Origin of the sequence: Microbacterium sp. NPDC088619, from assembly GCF_044752825.1 — a bacterium.
GTDB lineage: Bacteria > Actinomycetota > Actinomycetes > Actinomycetales > Microbacteriaceae > Microbacterium.
This window is the reverse complement of sequence record NZ_JBIVLZ010000002.1, coordinates 318,613-339,197: the sequence shown is the minus strand read 5'-3', so window position 1 is coordinate 339,197 and position 20,585 is coordinate 318,613. Positions and strand designations below refer to the sequence as shown.

At 64.7% G+C, this 20,585-nt stretch carries 25 protein-coding genes and 1 pseudogene; 19 read left to right on the top strand and 7 right to left on the bottom strand.

Annotated features, from left to right (window positions below; all coding sequences use genetic code 11):
* The first annotated feature begins 40 nt into the window (after window positions 1-40).
* Window positions 41-265 (top strand): hypothetical protein, encoded by a 225-nt coding sequence (locus tag ACIP5T_RS16220; protein ID WP_042539664.1) that lies wholly within the window; start codon window positions 41-43, stop codon window positions 263-265.
* Window positions 262-720 (top strand): RidA family protein, encoded by a 459-nt coding sequence (locus tag ACIP5T_RS16215; RefSeq protein ID WP_400865680.1) that lies wholly within the window; start codon window positions 262-264, stop codon window positions 718-720. The genes ACIP5T_RS16220 and ACIP5T_RS16215 overlap by 4 nt, the downstream gene beginning before the upstream one ends.
* A gap of 55 nt (window positions 721-775) precedes the next feature.
* Here the strand turns inward: ACIP5T_RS16215 and acs are convergent, their stop codons facing one another.
* Window positions 776-2,743 carry an acetate--CoA ligase gene (gene acs, locus ACIP5T_RS16210; protein ID WP_400865678.1) on the bottom strand — a complete coding sequence of 656 codons (1,968 nt, stop codon included), beginning with the start codon at window positions 2,741-2,743 and terminating at the stop codon, window positions 776-778.
* Between the two features lie 412 nt (window positions 2,744-3,155).
* Between acs and ACIP5T_RS16205 the strand changes: the two genes are divergently transcribed.
* From ACIP5T_RS16205 to ACIP5T_RS16180, 6 genes are all read left to right on the top strand, one after another.
* Window positions 3,156-4,169 carry a TadA family conjugal transfer-associated ATPase gene (locus ACIP5T_RS16205; protein WP_400865675.1) on the top strand — a complete coding sequence of 338 codons (1,014 nt, stop codon included), beginning with the start codon at window positions 3,156-3,158 and terminating at the stop codon, window positions 4,167-4,169.
* Window positions 4,169-5,059, top strand: coding sequence for a type II secretion system F family protein (locus ACIP5T_RS16200; protein WP_400865672.1), 891 nt, complete (start codon window positions 4,169-4,171; stop codon window positions 5,057-5,059). Before ACIP5T_RS16205 ends, ACIP5T_RS16200 begins: the two co-directional genes overlap by 1 nt.
* Window positions 5,060-5,110: 51 nt before the next feature.
* Entirely contained in the window at window positions 5,111-5,239 is a 129-nt protein-coding gene (locus ACIP5T_RS16195) for a DUF4244 domain-containing protein (protein ID WP_400865669.1), read from the top strand.
* A gap of 250 nt (window positions 5,240-5,489) precedes the next feature.
* Window positions 5,490-5,945: an excisionase family DNA-binding protein gene (locus tag ACIP5T_RS16190; protein WP_400865666.1), complete on the top strand. Its 456-nt coding sequence runs from the start codon at window positions 5,490-5,492 to the stop codon at window positions 5,943-5,945.
* Between the two features lie 52 nt (window positions 5,946-5,997).
* Entirely contained in the window at window positions 5,998-6,687 is a 690-nt protein-coding gene (locus tag ACIP5T_RS16185; protein ID WP_400865663.1) for a hypothetical protein, read from the top strand.
* A 325-nt stretch (window positions 6,688-7,012) separates the two neighbouring features.
* The gene (locus ACIP5T_RS16180; protein WP_400865660.1) at window positions 7,013-7,825 is read left to right on the top strand and encodes a hypothetical protein; all 813 of its coding nucleotides are present in this window, start codon (window positions 7,013-7,015) and stop codon (window positions 7,823-7,825) included.
* A 477-nt stretch (window positions 7,826-8,302) separates the two neighbouring features.
* On the opposite strand, the gene ACIP5T_RS16175 is transcribed toward ACIP5T_RS16180, so the two are convergent.
* Window positions 8,303-8,617: a hypothetical protein gene (locus tag ACIP5T_RS16175; protein WP_230101250.1), complete on the bottom strand. Its 315-nt coding sequence runs from the start codon at window positions 8,615-8,617 to the stop codon at window positions 8,303-8,305.
* Between the two features lie 228 nt (window positions 8,618-8,845).
* Here ACIP5T_RS16175 and ACIP5T_RS16170 point away from each other — a divergent pair, with 228 nt between their 5' ends.
* The 4 genes from ACIP5T_RS16170 to ACIP5T_RS16155 all read left to right on the top strand — a co-directional run bounded on the left by ACIP5T_RS16170 (window position 8,846) and on the right by ACIP5T_RS16155 (window position 11,647).
* Window positions 8,846-9,556, top strand: coding sequence for a hypothetical protein (locus tag ACIP5T_RS16170; protein WP_400865657.1), 711 nt, complete (start codon window positions 8,846-8,848; stop codon window positions 9,554-9,556).
* A complete protein-coding gene (locus ACIP5T_RS16165) occupies window positions 9,534-9,947 on the top strand; it encodes a phage holin family protein (RefSeq protein WP_400865654.1) in 414 nt (137 codons plus the stop codon). Before ACIP5T_RS16170 ends, ACIP5T_RS16165 begins: the two co-directional genes overlap by 23 nt.
* On the top strand, window positions 9,944-10,507 hold the full coding sequence (locus ACIP5T_RS16160; protein ID WP_400865651.1) for a DUF3618 domain-containing protein: 564 nt from the start codon (window positions 9,944-9,946) through the stop codon (window positions 10,505-10,507). Before ACIP5T_RS16165 ends, ACIP5T_RS16160 begins: the two co-directional genes overlap by 4 nt.
* A gap of 72 nt (window positions 10,508-10,579) precedes the next feature.
* Window positions 10,580-11,647 carry a YihY/virulence factor BrkB family protein gene (locus ACIP5T_RS16155; RefSeq protein ID WP_400865649.1) on the top strand — a complete coding sequence of 356 codons (1,068 nt, stop codon included), beginning with the start codon at window positions 10,580-10,582 and terminating at the stop codon, window positions 11,645-11,647.
* Window positions 11,648-11,663: 16 nt separating this feature from the next.
* On the opposite strand, the gene ACIP5T_RS16150 is transcribed toward ACIP5T_RS16155, so the two are convergent.
* A complete protein-coding gene (locus ACIP5T_RS16150; RefSeq protein ID WP_400865646.1) occupies window positions 11,664-12,380 on the bottom strand; it encodes a TetR/AcrR family transcriptional regulator C-terminal domain-containing protein in 717 nt (238 codons plus the stop codon).
* A 65-nt stretch (window positions 12,381-12,445) separates the two neighbouring features.
* The gene (locus tag ACIP5T_RS16145) at window positions 12,446-13,342 is read right to left on the bottom strand and encodes an NAD(P)-dependent oxidoreductase (RefSeq protein WP_400865643.1); all 897 of its coding nucleotides are present in this window, start codon (window positions 13,340-13,342) and stop codon (window positions 12,446-12,448) included.
* Window positions 13,343-13,588: 246 nt separating this feature from the next.
* On the opposite strand from ACIP5T_RS16145, the gene ACIP5T_RS16140 reads away from it, so the two are divergent.
* Window positions 13,589-13,774, top strand: coding sequence for a hypothetical protein (locus ACIP5T_RS16140; RefSeq protein WP_400865640.1), 186 nt, complete (start codon window positions 13,589-13,591; stop codon window positions 13,772-13,774).
* 377 nt (window positions 13,775-14,151) lie between these two features.
* Window positions 14,152-14,470: pseudogene (locus ACIP5T_RS16135) on the top strand (hypothetical protein).
* Between the two features lie 61 nt (window positions 14,471-14,531).
* Here the strand turns inward: ACIP5T_RS16135 and ACIP5T_RS16130 are convergent.
* Window positions 14,532-14,873 carry an ATP-dependent DNA ligase gene (locus tag ACIP5T_RS16130; RefSeq protein ID WP_400865638.1) on the bottom strand — a complete coding sequence of 114 codons (342 nt, stop codon included), beginning with the start codon at window positions 14,871-14,873 and terminating at the stop codon, window positions 14,532-14,534.
* A gap of 503 nt (window positions 14,874-15,376) precedes the next feature.
* On the opposite strand from ACIP5T_RS16130, the gene ACIP5T_RS16125 reads away from it, so the two are divergent.
* Window positions 15,377-15,556, top strand: coding sequence for a hypothetical protein (locus ACIP5T_RS16125; protein WP_400865635.1), 180 nt, complete (start codon window positions 15,377-15,379; stop codon window positions 15,554-15,556).
* Window positions 15,557-16,233: 677 nt separating this feature from the next.
* Here ACIP5T_RS16125 and ACIP5T_RS16120 read toward each other — a convergent pair.
* On the bottom strand, window positions 16,234-16,521 hold the full coding sequence (locus tag ACIP5T_RS16120) for a hypothetical protein (RefSeq protein WP_400865632.1): 288 nt from the start codon (window positions 16,519-16,521) through the stop codon (window positions 16,234-16,236).
* A 105-nt stretch (window positions 16,522-16,626) separates the two neighbouring features.
* A complete protein-coding gene (locus ACIP5T_RS16115; protein WP_400865629.1) occupies window positions 16,627-16,965 on the bottom strand; it encodes an ATP-dependent DNA ligase in 339 nt (112 codons plus the stop codon).
* Between the two features lie 174 nt (window positions 16,966-17,139).
* On the opposite strand from ACIP5T_RS16115, the gene ACIP5T_RS16110 reads away from it, so the two are divergent.
* The 4 genes from ACIP5T_RS16110 to ACIP5T_RS16095 all read left to right on the top strand — a co-directional run bounded on the left by ACIP5T_RS16110 (window position 17,140) and on the right by ACIP5T_RS16095 (window position 20,238).
* Window positions 17,140-17,454 carry a hypothetical protein gene (locus tag ACIP5T_RS16110; protein WP_400865626.1) on the top strand — a complete coding sequence of 105 codons (315 nt, stop codon included), beginning with the start codon at window positions 17,140-17,142 and terminating at the stop codon, window positions 17,452-17,454.
* 95 nt (window positions 17,455-17,549) lie between these two features.
* Window positions 17,550-19,031 (top strand): arylsulfatase, encoded by a 1,482-nt coding sequence (locus ACIP5T_RS16105; RefSeq protein WP_400865623.1) that lies wholly within the window; start codon window positions 17,550-17,552, stop codon window positions 19,029-19,031.
* A 47-nt stretch (window positions 19,032-19,078) separates the two neighbouring features.
* The gene (locus ACIP5T_RS16100) at window positions 19,079-19,570 is read left to right on the top strand and encodes a DUF1269 domain-containing protein (RefSeq protein ID WP_400865620.1); all 492 of its coding nucleotides are present in this window, start codon (window positions 19,079-19,081) and stop codon (window positions 19,568-19,570) included.
* Between the two features lie 167 nt (window positions 19,571-19,737).
* Window positions 19,738-20,238, top strand: a complete 501-nt coding sequence (locus ACIP5T_RS16095) for a tetratricopeptide repeat protein (RefSeq protein ID WP_400865617.1) — start codon at window positions 19,738-19,740, stop codon at window positions 20,236-20,238.
* The last annotated feature ends 347 nt before the right edge of the window (window positions 20,239-20,585 follow it).

Sequence of the window (20,585 nt, the reverse complement as noted above, 5' to 3'; positions counted from 1 at the left end):
GACGCAGCCGCCGTCGCGGATGCCGCCAGACAGGAGAGCCATGACCACCTGGGAGTACCTCACCACCCCGCTGCTGATCCACAACACCGCCGCGATCCTCAACAACTGGGGTAAGCAGGGCTGGGAGCTCGTGCAGGTCATCCAGGGACCCGAAGGCGGTCTCGTGGCCTACTTCAAGCGTCCGGTGTCGGCGGATGCCGCAGGCAACGCCGGCCTCGCAGCCGCAGCCGAGGCGTCGCGCCAGTTCGAGGGGGGAGCGGCGTGAGCGTCTCCCAGCGTCTGGCGGAGCTCGGCATCGAGCTTCCCGCGGTGGCGGCGCCCGTCGCCGCTTACGTTCCGGCTGTCGTCCACGCCGGGCTCGTCCACACCTCCGGTCAGCTGCCGTTCACGGGAGGCGCACTGCCCGCGACGGGCAAGGTCGGCGCCGACGTCGCCCCTGAGGACGCGAACGACTACGCCCGCACCTGCGCCCTGAACGCCCTCGCAGCGGCCGCGGATGCCGCCGGCGGAGTGGACAGGATCGCAGGAGTGCTGCGACTCGGTGGCTTCGTGGCATCCACCCCTGATTTCACCGGCCAGCCCGGCGTCATCAACGGAGCCAGCGTCGTGCTCGGCGAGATCTTCGGCGACGCCGGTCGCCATGCGCGCGCGGCCGTCGGGGTGCCGGTGCTTCCTCTCGACAGCCCCGTCGAGGTCGAGGTCACCTTCATCCTCGCGTGATCTTCGGATGACGAACGCCCCCTCCCGGATCGGGAGGGGGCGTTCGTCATCCGGGCTACTTGACCTGAGCCGAGATGATGCTCATCACGGCTGTGTCTGCCAGCGTCGTGGTGTCGCCGACCTCGCGGCCTTCGGCCACGTCGCGCAGCAGGCGTCGCATGATCTTGCCCGAGCGGGTCTTCGGCAGCTCGCCGACGATGTACACGTCGCGGGGGCGTGCGATCGCACCGATCTGCTCGCCGACCCAGAGTCGCAGCTGCTGAGCGAGACCGGCGGGGTCGTGGGCCGAGAGGTAGCTCTCCTTGATGATCACGAACGCGACGACCGCCTGACCGGTGGTCTCGTCGGCGGCCCCGACGACGGCTGCCTCCGCCGTCGCCTCGTGAGCGACGAGCGAGGACTCGATCTCGGCGGTCGAGAGACGGTGGCCCGAGACGTTCATCACATCGTCCACTCGTCCGAGCAGCCAGAGGTCGCCGTCGTCGTCGAGGCGCGCGCCGTCGCCGGCGAAGTAGTACCCCTGCTTCTCGAACTTGTCCCAGTACGTCTCCTTGAAGCGCTCGGGGTCGCCCCAGATGCCGCGCAGCATGCTCGGCCACGGCTCGGTGACCACCAGGAGGCCTCCGTTGCCGTGGCCCACCTCGGCTCCGGTCTCGTCGACGACGTCGATCGAGATGCCCGGCAGAGGCACCTGAGCTGAACCCGGCTTGGTCGCGGTCACGCCGGGCAGTGCCGAGACCATGATCGCGCCCGTCTCGGTCTGCCACCAGGTGTCGACGATAGGGGTCTTGCCCGCACCGATCACGTCTCGATACCAGATCCAGGCCTCGGGGTTGATGGGTTCGCCGACCGAGCCGAGCAGTCGCAGCGAAGACAGGTCGAACTTCGCGGGCACGCTGCGGCCGATCTTCATGAACGAGCGGATCGCGGTCGGCGCCGTGTAGAAGATCGAGACCTTGTACTTCTCGATGATCTCCCACCAGCGGCCCGGATGCGGGGCGTCGGGGGTGCCCTCGTAGATCACCTGGGTCGCACCGTTCGCGAGCGGTCCGTAGGTGACGTAGCCGTGCCCGGTGATCCATCCGATGTCGGCCGTGCACCAGTAGACGTCGGTCTCGGGGTGCAGGTCGAACACGTACTTGTGCGAGTATGCGGCCTGGGTGAGGTATCCGCCCGAGGTGTGCAGGATGCCCTTGGGCTTTCCCGTCGTTCCCGAGGTGTAGAGGATGAAGAGCGGGTTCTCCGCAGGGAAGGCCTCGGCCGTGTGCTCGGGCGATGCGGCCGGAACCACCTCATGCCACCAGAGGTCGCGGCCATCCTGCCAGTCGACGTCGTTCTCGCCGCGCCTGACGACGAGCACGTGCTCGACGGTCTGCTGCTCGCCCTCGCCGCGGTCCGCGAGCGCCTGGTCGACAGCCGGCTTCAGCGCCGAGACGCGGCCCTTGCGGTATCCGCCGTCAGCGGTGATGACGAGCTTGGCGCCCGCATCGTCTATGCGGGAGCGCAGACTGTCGGCACTGAAACCCCCGAACACGACCGAGTGGATGGCCCCCACGCGGGCGACGGCGAGCATCGACGCGACCGCCTCGGGGATCATCGGCAGGTAGATCGCGACGCGGTCGCCGTGACCGACGCCGAGGCCCTCGAGCACATTGGCGACGCGCTTGACCTCGTCGGTGAGCTCGGCGTAGGTGATGGTGCGCGAGTCGCCCGGTTCGCCTTCCCAGTGCAGGGCGACGCGATCACCGTTCCCCGCTTCGACATGGCGGTCGAGGCAGTTGTAGGCCACGTTCAGCTCGCCGTCGTCGAACCACTTCGCGAACGGCGGCGTCGACCAGTCCAGCACGCGGGTGAACGGCTTGTGCCATTCGAGCAGCTCGGTGGCCTGCGTGGCCCAGAAGGCCTCGCGGTCGGCCGCCGCACTCTCGTACAGCTCGGGGGAGGAGACCGACTGGGCGACGAACTCCTCGGACGGCGGGAACTGGCGGGTCTCATCGAGAAGATGATCGATCTGGCTGCTCATCGGCAGGCGCTCCTTTGCGGCATGGCAGGTCGTGCGGGCATGAACGCGTCTCGACGCGATCAGGTCAGGGCGAATCTAGTCTCGGCCACAGACATCGCATACTGCCGAAAGTAGGTAGTCGCGCGGGTTTTGTCAGGACGGTCGCCTTGCGTACACTCGACGTCAGCCGAATTATCATTCTGGCCTTGGCGTGCCCGATTCCCCCATGAGGGACGCCGTGGGCGGCATCTCATTCCCCCCGTGAGGTGCCGCCCTCTCTTTTTCGGGAGCGCTCTCACGGCGGATCCGATCCTCGTCCCCGTCTGCGCGACCTCCTCTGCACGCGTGACCTCCCGATGCGGTTGCCCACAGGCATCGTCGGAGTCTCCTCATGCGGAGGACGTGCGTCGCGTGCGGAGCCTAGCTTCGGGTGATGCCCGATCCTTTCGTCATCCAGCCGCGCGGCACCTCGCTGCTCGCCCACGGCGCTCGCCCAGAAGGTCGCGCGCCGCTGCAGGTCGACCCCGTCTTCGGTCCGCTCGCCGAGCACTGTGCCGACGAGGAGGTCACCGACATCTTCGTCAACGGCGCCGCCGGGCTGTTCGTCGACCGAGGGCGGGGCACCGAATCCGTGCGAGGGTGGAGCGCATCCGAGCGAGAGGTCCGCGATCTCGCGGTCGCGCTCGTCGGACTCGGCGGCCGACATCTCGACGACCAGGCGCCGTGCGTCGACGTGAGGCTCGATTCCGGAATCCGAGTGCATGCCATACTCGCGCCGATCTCGACGTCGGGGACGGCCCTCTCGATCCGGGTGCCCAGAGTGCGCGCCGCCGACCTCGATGCGCTGGCAGCGCTCGGCGCCTTCGACGCCAGGCAGCACAGCTGGCTCCTCGGTCTCGTGGCTGATCGGGCGAACATCCTCATCACCGGCGGCACCGGCACAGGCAAGACGACTCTGCTGTCGGCGCTGCTGTCTGCTGCGCCGACCACCGAGCGCATCGTCACGATCGAGGACGTCGCCGAACTGCGCCCGCAGCACCCACACCATGTCGCTCTCGAGGCGCGGCAGTCGAACCTCGAAGGCGCCGGCGGCATCAATCTCGCGCGATTGGTCCGCGAGTCGCTGCGCATGCGCCCCGACCGTCTCGTGGTCGGCGAATGCCGAGGCGAAGAAGTGAGAGAACTGCTGACGGCGCTGAACACCGGACACGACGGAGGCGCAGGAACTCTCCATGCGAGTGGGCTGAGCGATGTGCCTGCCCGACTCGAAGCACTCGGAGCGCTGGCATCGATGGACGCCACCGCGCTCGCACGCCAGGCGGTGAGCGCGTTCACGATCGTCCTGCATCTCGACAGGGCGCCAGGTGGGCAGCGACGCATCGCGCAGGCGGGGGTGCTTGCGCTGGCCGGAGACCGGCTGGGCATCGAGGAGGTGCGACCGTGGTGATGCGGTGGCGACGAGGCGCCGCCGACTCGGGAGCAGACGCGGCGACCTCCGTGCAGACTCTCGCAGTGCTGCTGCAGGCTGGAGCGGTGCCGTTGGTCGCCTGGCGTCACCTCGCCTCGATCGGCGACGCGCACGCGGCATCGGTCGTGGATCGAGTGGACGGTGGCATCCCTCTCGTCGCCGCGATCGAGGCCGAGGGCGGGCCCTGGCAAGATCTCGCTGCCGCGTGGGAGGTGGCCACCACCGTCGGGGCGCCACTGGCCGAGGTGCTGCGCATGATCGCCGAGACCCTTCGAGACGCTGCATCCGCGGCCGACGATGTGCGAATCGCCCTGGCCGAACCGGCTGGCACCGCGCGGCTGCTGCTGTGGATGCCGTTCGCCGGTCTGCTGCTCGGCTTCGCCCTCGGCTTCGACACGCTCGGCGTCATCTTCGGGACGCCTGCCGGCGCCGCCTGCGTCGTGGCCGGGCTCCTGCTCGTCCTCGCTGCGCGGGGCTGGACGAACCGACTGCTTCGGGGCGCCCGGCCAGAGCCGGGCACGCCAGGGATGCAGGCGGAGCTCTTGGCAGTCGCCCTCTCCGGAGGCGCGTCCATAGATCGCGCGCTGCGCCTCGTCGCGGAGAGCCCGGCAGCCCGTCGCGGAGACGATGCCCGCATCCGTGCGGTGCTCGAGCTGTCCCACGCCGCGGGAGTGCCGGCCGGGGAGCTGCTTCGCGCTTCCGCAGGCCAGGAACGGCACGCGTCCCGTGTCGACGGACGGATGCGCGCGGCGAAGCTCTCGACCAAGCTGCTGATTCCGCTCGGCGTATGCACGCTGCCGGCCTTTCTCCTGCTGGGAGTCGCTCCGCTGCTCCTGAGCGTGCTCCTCTCGACCCCGCTGCCGCTGTGACGGCCGCCGACCACGGATGCACACGCATCCGTACACAGAAAGAAGGAACCCATGAACACCGTCCCTCCACTCACCCGGCGCCGGTCAGCGACGCTGTTCGGAGACGACAACGGCGCGGCCACCGCCGAGTACGCCATCACGACGATGGCGGCCGTGGGCAGCGAAAGACGTATTTCGTAAGACGACTGATCGCTGCGGGTGCAATCACTGCAACAGTCAATCCTCGCTAGGAGCTCGGGGTCGGGGCCCTGAGTTCTGACGCGTCGACGTCGAGAAGGTGGGTGCATGATCCTGCCAATCGAAGGCAGCTCACAGGCGGCGAGCGTATGGTTGCGTTTGTAACTGCAACGACGTATCTTCGACTCAAAGAACGAAATTGCAGACACGGAACAAGCAAACAAGCAACCAGAGAGCAACCAGAGAGCAGATCATGAAGGCCACGCTTCTCGCACAGTCCAGCTCACCTACCGAGCGACTCCTCTTCGATGAGCAGGTCAAGGAGGAAGCACGCGCAGTCGCAGCCGAGGCCCACGACCGCAAGCTGACTGGCGTCGTTTTGCAGCTTGAGGACGGTAGCCAGATTGAACTGCCCACCGAACTCTCTAGAGCGCTACTTTTCACAGTCCGAGGTCTGACCCAGGGCGATGTTTCGATGCGCGCCATTCCGGACGAACTCACTACCTCCACCGCGGCGTCGATTCTGGGCGTCTCGCGCCCCACCGTCATGAAGCTGATCGAGTCGCAGGCCCTCCCCTCTACAAAGGTGGGCAGCCACCATCGTCTGAACGCGCACGATGTGTTCGCGCTGCGGGAGCAGCGCGAAGCAGAGCGCGAGAGGGCGTTCAATCAACTGCGTGAGATGGACCTGGATCGCGATATCGACTGAGGCAGGCTGCGCCCCCGGCACGGTGTGTACATGCGGGGTCTATCCTCATGACATGGGCCTGGTCTTTGTCGACGCGAACGTCCTCCACAGCAAGACGCTGAGGGACTGGACGCTCCTACTAAGTAAGCACTGCAACCGCTTCGCAGTTGTCTCCTCACAGGACTGCATCGTCGAGGCTCTCGCAAGCATTCGCGAGCGTCACCCTCACCTCGACGGCGGCGCCATCCGACAGATCAGTGAATCCATCGATGGTGCACTCCACGACGTCATCGATAACTGGCCCGGTGGCGCGATCGAAGGTATGCCGGATGAAAAAGACTGGCACGTCGTCCACGCCGCCACTCACGCACAGGTCGAGATTCTCGTCACCGAGAACATGAAAGATTTCGCACCCATCGCGGAGACGCTGCCGTTCGACCTATACACTCCCGACGAGTTGTTTATGCTCATCGCCCACAATGATCCCGAAGCGGTCGAAAATACCACTCGGGAGCAGGTCGACTACTGGCATAAGACCGAGGCTCGTCGAGCTCTGGCGGGGGAGCCCGCGCCCAAGCGGATGAGCGAAGCGCTCCGCGATGCGAGGGCTCTCGAGTTTGCGGACGTGATCGATCAGACTCTCCGCAAGCTCGCCGGCATCCGAGAGGATGCACCGAGTGCAGGCTCCGATGAGTCCGGTACTCCGCGGGCAACAGACCGAGAAGGCGTAGGTATTGCGGGAGGGACTGCCTCTGCTTCGTAGGCCAATCGACCGCTACCTAGAGCGAAGACCTCGTTACGGTGGGTACGGCCACGCATCCCTGAACGGCTGACGATCACCCGCGATCGGCGTGGTCGACGTCCAGACCCTGAAGCTCTTCTTTTCCGGGAGCGTTCGGCGAGTAGCCCGTTATGTTCCCGTGTTTTTCGAGACACTCCATCGGGGGGTCGGGTTGGACGGCGCGAGCGATGGATATCGCTCCCCTATGCACTGCTGGAAAGCACCACCCTCGGCTCCGTGCGGTCGACCTACACTGCGCCCGGCGTATGTTGACGTTGTGGATCCATCAGCACCAAGCACGCTTCGCATGTCCCTTCTCGAGAACGCCTATGACTCATTCGCCGAATCGCTTGACTATGTCGAACGATCATCGTCGGATCTGTCGCGCTGGAAGTTCGCAGTGCTCAATCTTGTGCATGCAACTGAGCTAGTACTGAAGCAGAAGCTCCTAGATGAGCATCCTTTACTTCTCTGGCAAGACGTTGATCGGCCTGGTCGCACGACGGTAAGCCTCGAAAAGTCCATCGATCGGCTGCTGTCTGCGGGCGTTGGGCTTGAGGAGGAGGACACTCGAGCGATCAGGGTCGCGATCAAGTGGCGAAACAGCATCACCCATTACGAGGTCGACCTTGTTGCCTCCGAGGTGCGTGAGAACTACCTGCTCATCTTTGAGTTCCTGGACAAGTTCCATGAGGATCACTTCGATGGGTCGCTCTCGGAACACATACCTGACGCGCATGTTCAGACTGCCATGGACCTGGCGGAGTCGTTCAAGCGAGAGTTCATACAGTTTCGTGGTCGGAGAATGCACCGCATGTGGGCGCGAAAATTGGTCGCTGCTCAACGAGTACCCTCACTCTTTCTCCAAGAAGTCGAGTACCCGCGGTTGCGATGGGGTCACGAGCAGGTGTGGAGCGCAGAGTGGATGCGCGGTGTGTCGCCTTCGCAGTATTGCCGAGACTGCGGTGCAGCGATTGACGAGTATCACGGTCCGGGCTGCGTTCTAGAGGAATGCCCACGCCAAGGAGGGCAACTCTTCGGCTGCGAATGCGAGTGGGAGGCCAGCGAGCTATGGGGATTGGATGACGACGAGTGGCCGGAACAGGAGGATCTTGACTAGCGGCGGGCCACGGGGGCGGAACACCTCCAGGGTTCAATAGGAGCAGTTCCTTCTCCGCCCGGCCAAGCCTCCCGGCGAGAAGCCAAGATCCGCACGGCGTCAGGGGCGCGGCTGGCTTATCCGCTGCACTAGGAGGGGAGAGATGGCTTGCATTCTGGTGGGCGATCCGAACGGCACCATCTGGCGATCGCCCGGCTTAGTGGTTCGTACCGGTCAAAAGGCTTCTTGGGCGATGCGCCGAGCGAGCGTAGTGCTCGGGTCGCGCACCACGCGCACCGCAGAGGGTATGAGATTGGGAGTGTTGCCGTCGAGGTCGACAGCGCGCAGGCGGGCTGGGTATCGGCGCTACGAAAGTAGCGTTCTAGTCTGACGTCCCACGCCGGATAGATGCGATAAGTGGTCTAATCGTCGGTAACGGCCAGACAGGGAAGTAAGAAGGGACTGTGCTGGTGCGAGTGCGTTGCCGGCTCTAACTGGTTACTCTTCCGGAGTCTCAAGTACCTCATCGACGAGCGTGATGCCCCCGGAGCTGTTGGCCGAGTGCATAAGTGCTTCGACCCACTTCACGTTCAGGCGCGGAGCTTCCGGCTCGTCGAAGGTGAATCTCATCGGAATCGATGGGTGGAGCCAGATCGTGCTGCGACCCTCAGGATCGCCCTCCGGATGCCGCCACGACAGCGTGAAGGACTCCTGACGGCGCAGTTTCGTCGCGATGACGACTTTCAGGTGCGCAAGAGCGCGTTCCTCGATGTGGATGGGATCGTCGGATCCGCCGTAGTGAAGTGTGCCCATCTTGCAGGAGGTCCTTTGCTCGTTGAGCCGTACTGCGCGCAGCGCTCGCGCGGCTCGGCGTTGGGCGCCGCGATGTGTGCGACGGGGTTGGAGGTCAGCATCGTCGGCCCGCGGAGGAGAGGTTTACACCGTAAGTCTAGCTGTGGCAAGCCCCCTCACTGGCACACGATTGCGTCCTATAACGGTTGCCACCGGTCCGCTTGGGTCGGTCCGCGAAAAGGAGCACTCATGTCGGACAGTTTTGAGACGACCAGCCCGAGCGGCTCGGACGTGCCACCCCAGGGCTCGTCGGGAAAGGTCGATGCGGCGAAGCATGAAGCCGCCGATTTGAAAGACGCTGCGACCGGCCAGGCTAAGGATGTCCTGGGCACAGCGAAGGAGGAAGCGGCTACCGTTGCGACGGAGGCGAAGGCGCAGGCCAAAGACCTGTTCGCGCAGACACAGCGAGAGTTGACCGAGCAGGCTCACACCCAGCAACAGCGCCTCGCCGGAGGGCTGCGCTCCGTCAGTGACGAGCTCGACACGATGGCCGCGAACTCTGATGGATCAGGGATCGCTGGCGATCTCGTACAGCAGGTGTCCGGGCGTCTGTCCGCTGCAGCTGCCTGGCTGGGAGACCGCGACCCCGGCTCTGTACTGACCGAGGTCAAGCGCTTCGCGCGCCGCAAGCCCGGCACATTCATCCTGGCTGCTGCCGTCGCAGGAATCGTGGTCGGCAGGCTCACCCGCGCTCTTGCCGCGAACGCCTCCGACGCTAAGGACTCGACTTCAACCTCGACCCCAGCTCCCGCACCGAGGGAAGTGCATCCTGACCCCTCGATTCCGGTTCCGGTGGGTTCGATGACGAGTGACGTCAGTGCGACCCCGCTGTACGCCCAGACCGCGTCAACGCGACCGAACATTCTGGAGGGCGATGATGACCGATCCCACACCGTCTGAAGCGAAGGCCGCGTCGACGTCGCTCGGAGAGCTGCTCGGTGAGGTCTCGCGCGACATCTCGAACCTCATGCGACAGGAGGTGGCGCTCGCGAAGGCCGAGCTAAAGGATTCCGCAACGAAATCCGCCAAGGGCGCAGGCCTCATGGGAGCGGCGGGGTACGGCGCCTTGATGGCGGTGTTCTTCCTGTCCGTCGCACTGTGGTGGGCGCTCGGCACGCTGATGGGCGGCGGGTGGGCAGGCGTCGTCGTCGCGGTGCTGTGGGCGGTGATCGCGCTGATCCTGTTCCTGGTGGGTCGCGGTCAGTTCAAGCAGGTGAAAGGTGTTCCGCAGACGGTGGACACCGTGAAAGAGATTCCCGAAACGCTGAAGAGAAATGAGGAGAACCGATGAGTGATTCACCCGATGCGATTCGAGCCGACATCGAGCGGACGCGCGAAGATCTAGGACTCGACGTCGATGCGCTGGCAGACAAAGTATCCCCGTCCAAGATCGTGGATCGACAGATGGGCAAGGTCCGCGGCGTGTTCGGATCGGTCCGTGACCGAGTGATGGGGGCCGCTGATGACACCGGTTCCTCGTTCTCCGACGCGGGGTCTCATCTCGGCGACGTGAAGGATCGCGCAGTCGCGAAAGCCGAGGGCAACCCTCTCGCGGTCGGTCTGATCGCGTTCGGCATCGGCCTCGTGGCCGCGTCACTTGTGCCCGCGTCGACCAAGGAGAAAGACCTCGCGGCCACCGTGAAAGACCAGGCGCAGCCGCTCGTCGATGAGGTCACCGACGTCGCGAAAGAGGTTGGCGAGCACCTGAAAGAGCCTGCGCAGGCGTCCGTCGCGGCCGTGAAGGACTCGGCTCAGGACTCGGTCTCGGCAGTCAAGGACGAAGCGCAGACCGCAGCGCACGAGGTCAAGGATCAGGCGCAGCAGGCACGCGAGCACATCGCGGACAACTAACCCTCCCCAGGTCGGGCGGACCCATCCCGCGGGCAAATGGGGTGGGTCCGCCCTCACGATGAAGGAACCACCATGTCCCGTCCCGCATCCACCAGCGACCACCACGCCCCCGATCCCGAAGCGGCAGGCAAGCCGGATTCGCCGGACGATCTGCACAAGCGGTCCTGGAGGTACGTGCTGCAGAAGACGATCCGCGAGTTCTCGTCTGACCAGTGCACAGACATCGCCGCTGCACTGACGTACTACGCGGTGCTCTCGATCTTCCCCGGCCTCATCGCGATCTTCTCGCTCCTCGGCGTCTTCGGGCAGGGTCAGGCTGCAAGCGACGCCGTCCTCGGCATCGTCGAGCAGGTGGCTCCCGGCGACACCGCCGACACCATCCGCGGACCCATCGAGCAGATCTCGGGGTCACCGGCAGCGGGATTCGCGTTGATCACCGGAATCGTGCTGGCGATCTGGTCCGCATCCGGGTATGTGGCGGCGTTCAGCCGGGCGATGAACCGCATCTACGAGATCGAAGAGGGGCGGCCCTTCTGGAAGTTGAAGCCCGCTCAACTGCTGGTCACCATCATCGCCATCGTGCTGCTCGTGATCGCCGCCATCATCCTCGTCGTGTCGGGACCCGTCACCGAAGCACTGGGCAGCGCTCTCGGGCTCGGAGAGGTCCCCCAGACAATCTGGTCCATCGTGAAGTGGCCGGTGCTCGCGTTCATCGTCGTACTCATTGTGGCGATCCTCTACTACGCGACTCCCAACGCGAAGCAGCCGAAGTTCCGGTGGATCAGCATCGGCGCGCTCATCGCCATCGTCGTCCTCGTGCTGGGCACGGTCGGCTTCGGGCTGTATGTCGCCAACTTCTCCAACTACGACCGCACCTACGGGTCCCTCGCCGGCATCATCATCTTCCTGCTGTGGCTGTGGATCGCGAACCTCGCGCTGCTGTTCGGGGCGGAGTTCGACGCAGAACTCGAGCGTGGTCGTCAACTGCAGGCAGGTATCGCGGCGGAAGAGGACATCCAACTGCCCCCGCGCGACACTCGCAAGAGCGACAAGACGGCCAAGAAGGAGCAAGAGGACATCGAAGAAGGCCGCAAGATCCGCGCCGGCATGAGCGCCGAGAAGACGGACGACAGCGACTGACCCGGTGAGAAGCGGATCAGCGGCTGATGTCAGCGCTCAACCGGTCGAGGAGTGCCTCGAGGGAGACTTCGAACTCTTCCTCGCTCCGGTCCTCGCTCAGCAGAGGGCGAAGGCGAAGTACTTCCGGAGCGGTGGTCAGGCTGAGCTGTCCGTCGCGCTCGGGGATGTCGGCACCGCCCTCATCGAGCGGAGTCCCCACGGGGGCGGTCTCAGCCCCATGCACCGCAGACTCCAAGAGGAGCTGCCCGAGAAGGAAGCTGCTGAAGGAACGGTACGTGTCGACCGCCTGCTCGTCCGTGAACCCGAGGTCGATGAGCGTGCGCAGGAACATGTCTACGACCTCCACACTGCGCAACGGTGGCCGCAGCCACGGTGCCGCCGGGTGCCGGCTCGCCACGAGCGGAAACGCGCGTGGATGCTCGGTAGCGATCCGGCGCACCCGATGCGCGACGGTCTGCAAGAAGCCTTGCCAGTGCTCGGCCAACTCATCATCGAGGCTGGTGGTGAGTTTCCCCATCAGCGAGGCGATGATGCCCTCCAGCAAGTCTTCCCGGCCGTGAACGTACCGGTACAGGGACATCGCCTCGACCCCGAGGTCCTGGGCGAGTGAGCGCATCGACAGGCTGTCGGCGCCGGTGCGGTCGATCTGCTTCAGTGCCGTCTGGATGATGAGCTCGCGGCTCAGCCGCCCCGCGGACGAACCTGATGGGGTGTTCCGAGATCGCTCCGGCATGGTCACACGCTACTCGCATCTCCATCCACGAAGGCCACTAGCGGGCAGATGAGAAATGTAGGGGCTCAGGAACGGAGTTGGCGCCCGGCGTCGGATTCGAGCAGCTTCACGGCGAGTAGTTCGCCGAGCACGGGACCGAATCGGTCAAGGGCGGCGCGATGGAGTCGCGCGGAAGAGTCGAGTATCGGTGTCGTCACGTCCGCAGCCCGGCTCATCGTTTCGACCGTGTCGAGCTCCTCGACCACGCGGTCGATGCCGAAGCTCGCCATGTAGTCACCGCCGAGGAGACGCGAGAGGTGTTCGTCGAGAAATCGACTGCCTCCCGCGCTCTGCCGAAGCAGACCGTGCAGGTCGTCCACGCCGAGTCCCAGCCCCTGCCCGACGAGCATCGCTTCCGAGGCGGCAACGGCGTTCGCGAACCACAGGGCGTTGGCGAGCAACTTCACAATCTGACCATCCTCGGCTCTTGTGCCCGCTCGCCGCACACCATCGGCACGCGCCAGCATCTCGAGGATGAGGCGCGCTCGTTGGACAGCTTCGTCCGCGCCGCTGGCATAGAAAATGAGCTCGCCTGTCTTGGCTTCGGCGACGGAACCTCCCATCGGCGCGGACACAGGCTGCACTCCACGGCGGGTGGCCTGCGCGGCAAGCTCGCGCGTAGCGGCGGGGTCCCCCGACGTCAGATCGAGCCACAACGATCCTCTACGAAGCGCCGGAAGCGCCTCGGCCAGGCACTCGCGAAGTTCGGTCGGCCCCGGCAGAACCGTGATGAAGATGTCGGAGGTTGCGGCGAGGTCGCGTGCTGAGTTCACCCAGGCGGCGTCCGGCACGACTCCGTCCCGCGCTGCGTTGGTGTCGGAGACGGACACCGAGTACCGCTCGATTAGCCGTCTCGCTATCGGAGCGCCCATGCGCCCGACTCCTACGAGTCCGATGTGAGGATTCGCGTTCGCAGTTTCCATTGCCGCACTCTGCCACAGTCGCACTGCGAGGAACATCTCACGGGCTAACGTCGTCCGTCAGCGAGCTCATCCAAGCGAGAGCACGCTCGTCGCTAGCCGCTGCTCGCGACCGATGCAAGCCCCTCATTGACTCTCCAGCCGGACGCGTACTCTCGCCGGGGATCGGAGGCAGAGATGGTGAGAACACGGATCGAAATCGATGGGAGAGGTTTCGTATTGGGTGCTGGTCAGGACGTGAACGAGGTCATGTCCCAGATCAAAGCGGCGGCGGTGTCGCCTCCGGAATTTGTCTCGCTCTCCGGGGACAACCACACCGCGAGCGTACTCATCCAACCCACGACCCGTGTGGTCGTCGTGGTGGAGGAGGACGTCGTTGGTGCCACCGAGCTCGCCCCGCCGGAAGGAGTGGCTGACGACTGGGAGTTCTTCTAGGGAGCCACGCGTCACAGGCCTTCCTAACAGTCAGACACTGCCTGAGACGCCCACGCGGCGGACCGCCCTCGACGACGTATCTGGCGCGCGGCGGCACCACCGGAACACACGTATCCACTTGAGGCCAACTGCCCGTCGCGAGGGGCCCTTATGTGAGGCGTCGTGGCCGAGTACAGTCAGCGGTACGTTGCACCTTCCCCCTTGGGCTGCGACGTCTCGCGGGGTTGTCCGCTTCATCGGCAACATGAGAGGCCGCGGGGATCCGGCCTCTTCCGCCTGCGCCCCTATTGTTCCGTTACTTCGCGAAGTTTGCGGGTCAGGGGCAACGCCTGCGAGCCTGCCGTAGACGGCGGCTGGCACCTCGATATCGTTGCAATATGGCGACTCTTCACTACGGCGCGACGGGCGATCCGGTTCACATCGAGGACCGTGCGCTAGCTCACCTCAAGGTGGTTATCGCGACGAAGCTACGGACGACACGAGAGCTTCACGCTGTCGTGGAAGCACGGGTATGACGACCCTCGTGGTCGGTCGACGATCTGGCTTCATCCGTCGATTCCACTCCGGTTTACCTTCGAGGATCCGGAGGCGCCGCAGCTGAATGTGAAGTGGATTGATGAGCTGATGCAGTCAGCGAACTCAACCGGCGGCATCATGCTCGTCGACGAGGTGATAGACGCGCCCGAATCAGAATGATGCGGGTTCCCGTTTGCTCACAACGCGAGGTGCCTCTGGGTGATCTGCGAACCGGTCGCGGTTACGAATAGGCGTGAGCTGGTTGACCCGGCTCCACTTTCGTGGCGCCGTCCGGTTCGTGCACCACGTAGACCCTGTGGGCGAGTTCGCGGTGAACGTGAGGGCTTCGATCCAGTGGCCGGTTGAGGTCGGCCTGGCCCGGGCTGGAGTACTTGAACACGAGGTCGCTGACGGCCGATATCCACACGGAGCTGCGTCCGCCTCCGACGCTGACGTCCTCTCGCCACGTGAACAGGAATGGCTCCCCTCGGCGGAGTTTCGTCGTGATGACGACCTGGAGATGGTGCAGTGCGCGGTCCTCTATCTCGACCTTCTGATTACCGTCGTAGATGAACTTGCCCATTGTCCGCTGTCCTTTCTGGCTCAGCTCGGTCAGAACGGACGAGGGATCGGCCAGGTGCAACTACCGCAAGAGGCGAGTATAAAATCGCGGGCTGCTGGATAGCTACGGAGGCTTCTCTCGCCGGTGTCGCGGAAGGCGCCACCGGGTTCCGTCGCGAGGTCTAGGCAACGTATGGCCAGGCTACGGCCAACGGGAGGAAAATATCCCCACCTTCGTCTACGTTGCCACCTAGTTGGGCAGCGCTGCGCGATCTGCGGTGCCCCGAGCCTATTGTTGCGCGAGGGGCTGCGCCGGATAGCTGCGATAACTGGTCTTATCGTCCGTAAACGGCCAGACAGGGAAGTAAGAAGGGGCTGAGCAGGTGAGAGCGCGTTTCCAGTGATGGCGCGGGCTCTCGGGGCGACACGCGGACTTGATACCGAAGCTGAGAGCGAGCTAACGCGGAGTCGAAGGCGACCACCACGTGGGTGTGCCGATTGCGATCCTGCGCATAGGCTCTGCGCATGGAACCGAACCCGCTGCTGCCGTCGTTCCCCGACTTGCTGCTGATCGTCGGCATCGCTGTGGCCGTCATCGTGCTGCTCGGGGTCGTGCTCGGGGTGTGGCTGTCCAATCGCTCGCGGGCGCGAAGAGGCTCTGCCCGTGACGATACCCAGGATGGGAAAAATAATGCAGGCCAGTGATGGCGACGATCGGTCGTCCGAGGCCCAGCTGAGAGCTCAGCTTCGAAGTATCGAGGCCGAGCACGCAGACTTGCTGTCTACGACGATCGGAATGGTCAGCGTGGGAAACGCAGAGCTGGCGAGCGGGCCAACGAGCTAGAGCGCAAAGCTGATGTCGTTCGCGCTCGTCTTGGGGAGCCGACCCGGCATCCACCGGAGCCGCCTCGTCGCCGCGTGATTCTGGGGTGGGTCACCCTGTGCGTTGCCGTTGTGGCGATAGTGACGCTTGTGCTGCTCCTGCCTCACTGAACGCCGGGGACCGGGCAGCCGTTCTAGGAGTGCGCTGCGCAATCTTGGCTCTTGCGGGAATGGATCTCAGCGTGGAGCCTGAGGTTTCCAGAAGACGCCGGGGGGCGATCATCTGGCATCAGAGTGACGTCGGCGGGCATCGGCGTCGCTCCGGGGTGCCTCTCTTTGACTTTCCCTGCCTCGGGCGAGGCATCCCGCTTTCGCGCGCTGACGCAACGGGCAGGGCGGTTCGGACTCCGTGCTCGTGGCGCTGACTTGTCCGGTCGCAATTCTGGGAGTGTGTCGGCGAAGACGCGCGTACAGTGAGGGTGTCGGCCCGGACCCCGCTGGCGGTGGTGATGGGTCGGCGTAAGCTGGCCCATCATCTCGAAGCCACAACTCGAGGGCGGTCACAGGTCCCAGTCGGTCAAGTCCGTGGCGAGCGTGGGCTCGAACGTGAGCGTGTCTCGGGCTGGACCCGTACGCTTCGACGTCACGGTGATGGCGACCTTGGACTGACGGCCGACGAGCACACCCACCATCCCGTCGCCGTCGGAGAGATGGACGAATGAGGGGCCCGAGCGGGCGGCAGCTTCGATTTGGCTCATCAACTCGACGAGATCGTGATCCGCCGGCAGATGCCAGGACCATCCGTCGATGATGACCTGCGTGTTCGTCTCCACTCGTGTATCGGTCATCCCGCGAGGGTAGCTTTTGCGGCGAGGCTCGCACTTCGGGGTTGCATCCCAGGGCGGCGCGTTGTAGCGACCACCCACCGAAAGGCGCGCTGAGAGCCGGGGTGATCAGGCCTGCGCTGGGACCGCGACCCGGTCACCAGCCGTCTTCTCGGCCGGCTCGGGTACGAGGTAGAGACCGCTCGGCGAGTTCGCCGTGAACGCGAGAGCGTCCACCCATTCACGGTTGATCGCCGGCTGCCGGCTGCCGTGGAACTTGAACACGAGTGAGCTGCCCGCGTGGACCCACGCAGTCACCCGGCCACCGCCGACGCTGGTGTCTTCGCGCCAGGTGAACGGGAATGGTTCCCCGCGGCGCAGCTTGGCGGTGATGACCAGCTGGAGGTGCGTGAGTGCGCGATCCTCGATCTCGGTCTTGACACCGTTCTCGTAGATGAACTTGCCCATGAGGTGCCTTCTGCTCAGCCACGAGATCCTCGAGAGAGGTGCGGCTGACGATGCCGCACTGTGGTGGCTTCATTGTGACACGGGAGGATGTCTCACGACCTCGCTCATGGCCGTGAATATCCGCCTGACAGCCGCACGGTGAGCGTTCTCCTGTTGCTCGATAGGGTCCGAGGCATGGGAACCATCCAGTACGGCGGCGCCGGCGACGACATCCACATCGAAGATCGAGCTCTGGCGCACCTGAAGGTCGTCATCGCCACGAAGCTCCGCCGCAACGAGAGCTTCACCCTGTCGTGGAAGCACCACGACGGCGACGCGGACGGACGCTCGACAATCTGGCTGCACCCGTCGATCCCATTGCGCTTCACCTTCGAGGAGGCGGAAGCGCCTCAGCTCAATGTGAAGTGGATCGAGCAGCTCATGCACTCTGCGAGCTCGACTGGGGGCATCAGTCTCGTTGACGAGGTGCTGGAGACTCCCGCGGAGTAGGACCTCACCCGCATCGGGTGAGGTCCGGCGTCGGACGGTTTCAATGGTTGCTAGCTTCGGCTCCATTGGTGCACGACTCGATCGAGGAGAGACCCATGGCGGAGAAGCCGAACATCATCCTGTTCATGTCTGACGATGTGGGTTGGGGGGATCTCGGCTGTTACGGCGGTGGGGAGAACCGTGGGGCGCCGACTCCCAATCTCGACCGGCTCGCCGCCGAAGGCTTGCAGTTCATGTCGTTCTACGGGCAGCCCAGCTGCACCCCGGGTCGTGCCGCGGCCCTGACGGGGCGTCTGCCGATTCGCAGTGGAATGACGACTGTCGCGTTCCCCGGTGACGGGGGCGGGTTGCCTGCGCCGGAATGGACGCTCGCGAGTGTGCTGAAAAAGGCGGACTACAACACCTGCCACATCGGGAAGTGGCACCTCGGCGAAGCGGACTACGCGATGCCGATCGCGCACGGGTTCGACCAGATGTACAACACGACGCTCTACCACCTGAACGCGTACACGTACACGGACAAGGCTTTCAATCCCGACTTCCCGTTCGACGACGAGGCCACCATGAAGATGTGGGGCAACGTCATCGGCGCGCTCGACGGCAAGGCGGGTGAAGAGCCCACCGAGGTGGAGAAGCTGGATTCCGCGAACATCCCATTCATCGACGAGAAGTCCACCAACCGTGCGATCGACTACATCGAGTCACACGCCGACGACGACGAACCTTTCTTCCTCTACTTGAACACGGCCAAGCTGCACCAGCCGAATCTTCCTCACCCCGACTTCGAAGGAGCGTCGATGGGGAAGTCGAAGTTCCTCGACTCACTTGTCGAACTCGACCACCGCGTGGGAGAGGTCATCGACAAGATCCGCGAGCTCGGGATCGCCGAGAACACACTGGTCGTGTGGACGACGGACAACGGTGCATGGCAGGACGTGTATCCCGACTGCGGCTACACCCCGTATCGGGGCACGAAGGGGACCGACTACGAGGGCGGCAGCCGCGTTCCCGCCATTGCGTGGTGGCCCGGGACTATTGAAGCCGGCCGCCGCAACTCCGAGATCATCGGGTCTCTCGACCTCATGGCCACATTCGCGAACCTCGCCGGCGTCGACCTCCCCTCCGAAGACCGGGACGGCGAGCCGACCATCTTCGACAGCTTCGACCAGACCGCGCTACTGAAAGGCGAGGGCGGCTCAACCAGAGATCACTGGCTGTACATGACGGAGACCGAGATGATCCCCGGTGCCGTGCGAGTCGGTAAGTGGAAGGCGATCTGGAACGTCCGTGACCAATGGCGTGGGCCATCGTCGTACACGGCGATTGTGCCGGAGCTGTTCGACCTCTGGCAGGACCCCCAGGAACGCTACGACATTTTCATGACCAGCTTCGCGGAGAAGACCTGGCAGGCCCCGCAGATGGCCGCACGACTTCTGAGCGTGCTCCCGAGCTATAAGCAGTATCCGAACCGTCCGCTGCAATCCGCGGGCATCAGCTACGCCATGTTCGATGTCGAGGATGCGCAGGTCCAACAGCAGATCCAAAAGATGGTGCACGGCCTCACCTCGAGCGCCTGAGTGCAGCCCCTCCCGGTAGACGACTTCACACAGAAAGCAGGATGGACATGGCAGATCTCATCGTCATCGCATACGACTCCGAAGCAGACGCAGAGGCGGCCTACAATCGCGTCCAAGAGCTGCAGGGCGACCTCGTGGTCGAGCTCTCCGGCCTTGCGCTGGTGAAGGTCGACGGCGAAGGCAAGACCAAGGTCGAGTACCCCGGAACCACCGGCAAAGTCGGCGTCGGAGCAGCGAGCGGTGCGCTCTTCGGTGCTCTGATCGGGATCCTGTTTTTCGTGCCGTTCGCCGGCATGATCTTCGGGGGTCTGTTCGGGGCGCTGTTCGCAGGCCTGGACAAAACCGGCCTCGACGCCGAGTTCCGTGACAGAGTCAAGTCGACCGTGACCGCGGGCAAATCCGCGATCGTCATCTACGCCTCGAAACTCACTGAAGACAAGTTCGCGGCGGCCCTCGCGCCGTACAACGGCACGGTCGTGCAGACGTCCCTGTCGGAAGAAGACGAGCACGAACTGATCCACGACCTCCGCACCCACTGAACGCTCGCCACCGGTTCTTCAACCCCGGGGAACGAAAACCCGGTTCCTCGTGATCAGCACCCCGAGCACTCGGGGAAACAGACGCCCCGTCAACGTGCCACTCTGAGGCGTGCGCTTCGGATAGCGTGACCGAGTACGGTTCCACCGCCGTGCGCCGGGGGGTCACGATGGCAACGGACAAACTGAACGCTGAGCTGGATCGGATCTTCCGGGAGCGGGATCGCGAGAACATGGCGCCGACGATCGCGGCGCTTCGCCCGATCCTGGAGAAGCACCCGCACGATCCGCGCGTGCTCTACGAAGTCGGCGGCGCGTTCGACACCGCGGGCGAAGAGGTCATGGCGAAGGGCTACTACCGGCGCGCGCTCGAGAACGGACTCCACGGCGACATCCGCCGCCGGTGCTTCCTGCAGTACGGATCCACGCTGCGCAACCTCGGCGACCTGGACAGATCAGCCGAGGTGTTCCGCACGGCTCGCGAAGAGTTCCCGGACGACGTGGCGCTGGGCGCCTTCGAGGCGCTGACCCTACATGCGCAGGGTCACATGAGCGCCGCACTGGGTAGTCTGCTCACTCTGCTCGCGGATCACGTTCACACCGAGGAGCTCGAGCGATACAAGCCGGCGATGCGCGGCAACGCGGAGTACCTCGCGTCACTCGATGTCTAGCTGAGTCTTGCGGGAATGGATCCGAGCGAGGATCCTGAATCTGCCGGATGGCGCCGGGGGGCGATCATCTGGCCGGAGTGACTCCGGCGGGCATCGGTGTCACTCGGGACGCCTCGCATCAGCGTTCCTCCCTCGCGCGAGGCGTCCCGCACAGCCGCCCCCTGTTTCGGTTGGTGCAGCCGCGCTGCGGGGGTGGTCCCGACAGATCTGGGGTACCTTCGGGACCACCCTGCCGGTGTCGCGGGGGACTTCACCGGCCCGCGGATCGCGATGTGTTGCGATCGGCCCTCAAAGTAGCTTTCGGTCGTCACACCCGTAGGACCCTTGAGCGATTCTTCGTCGCGGTC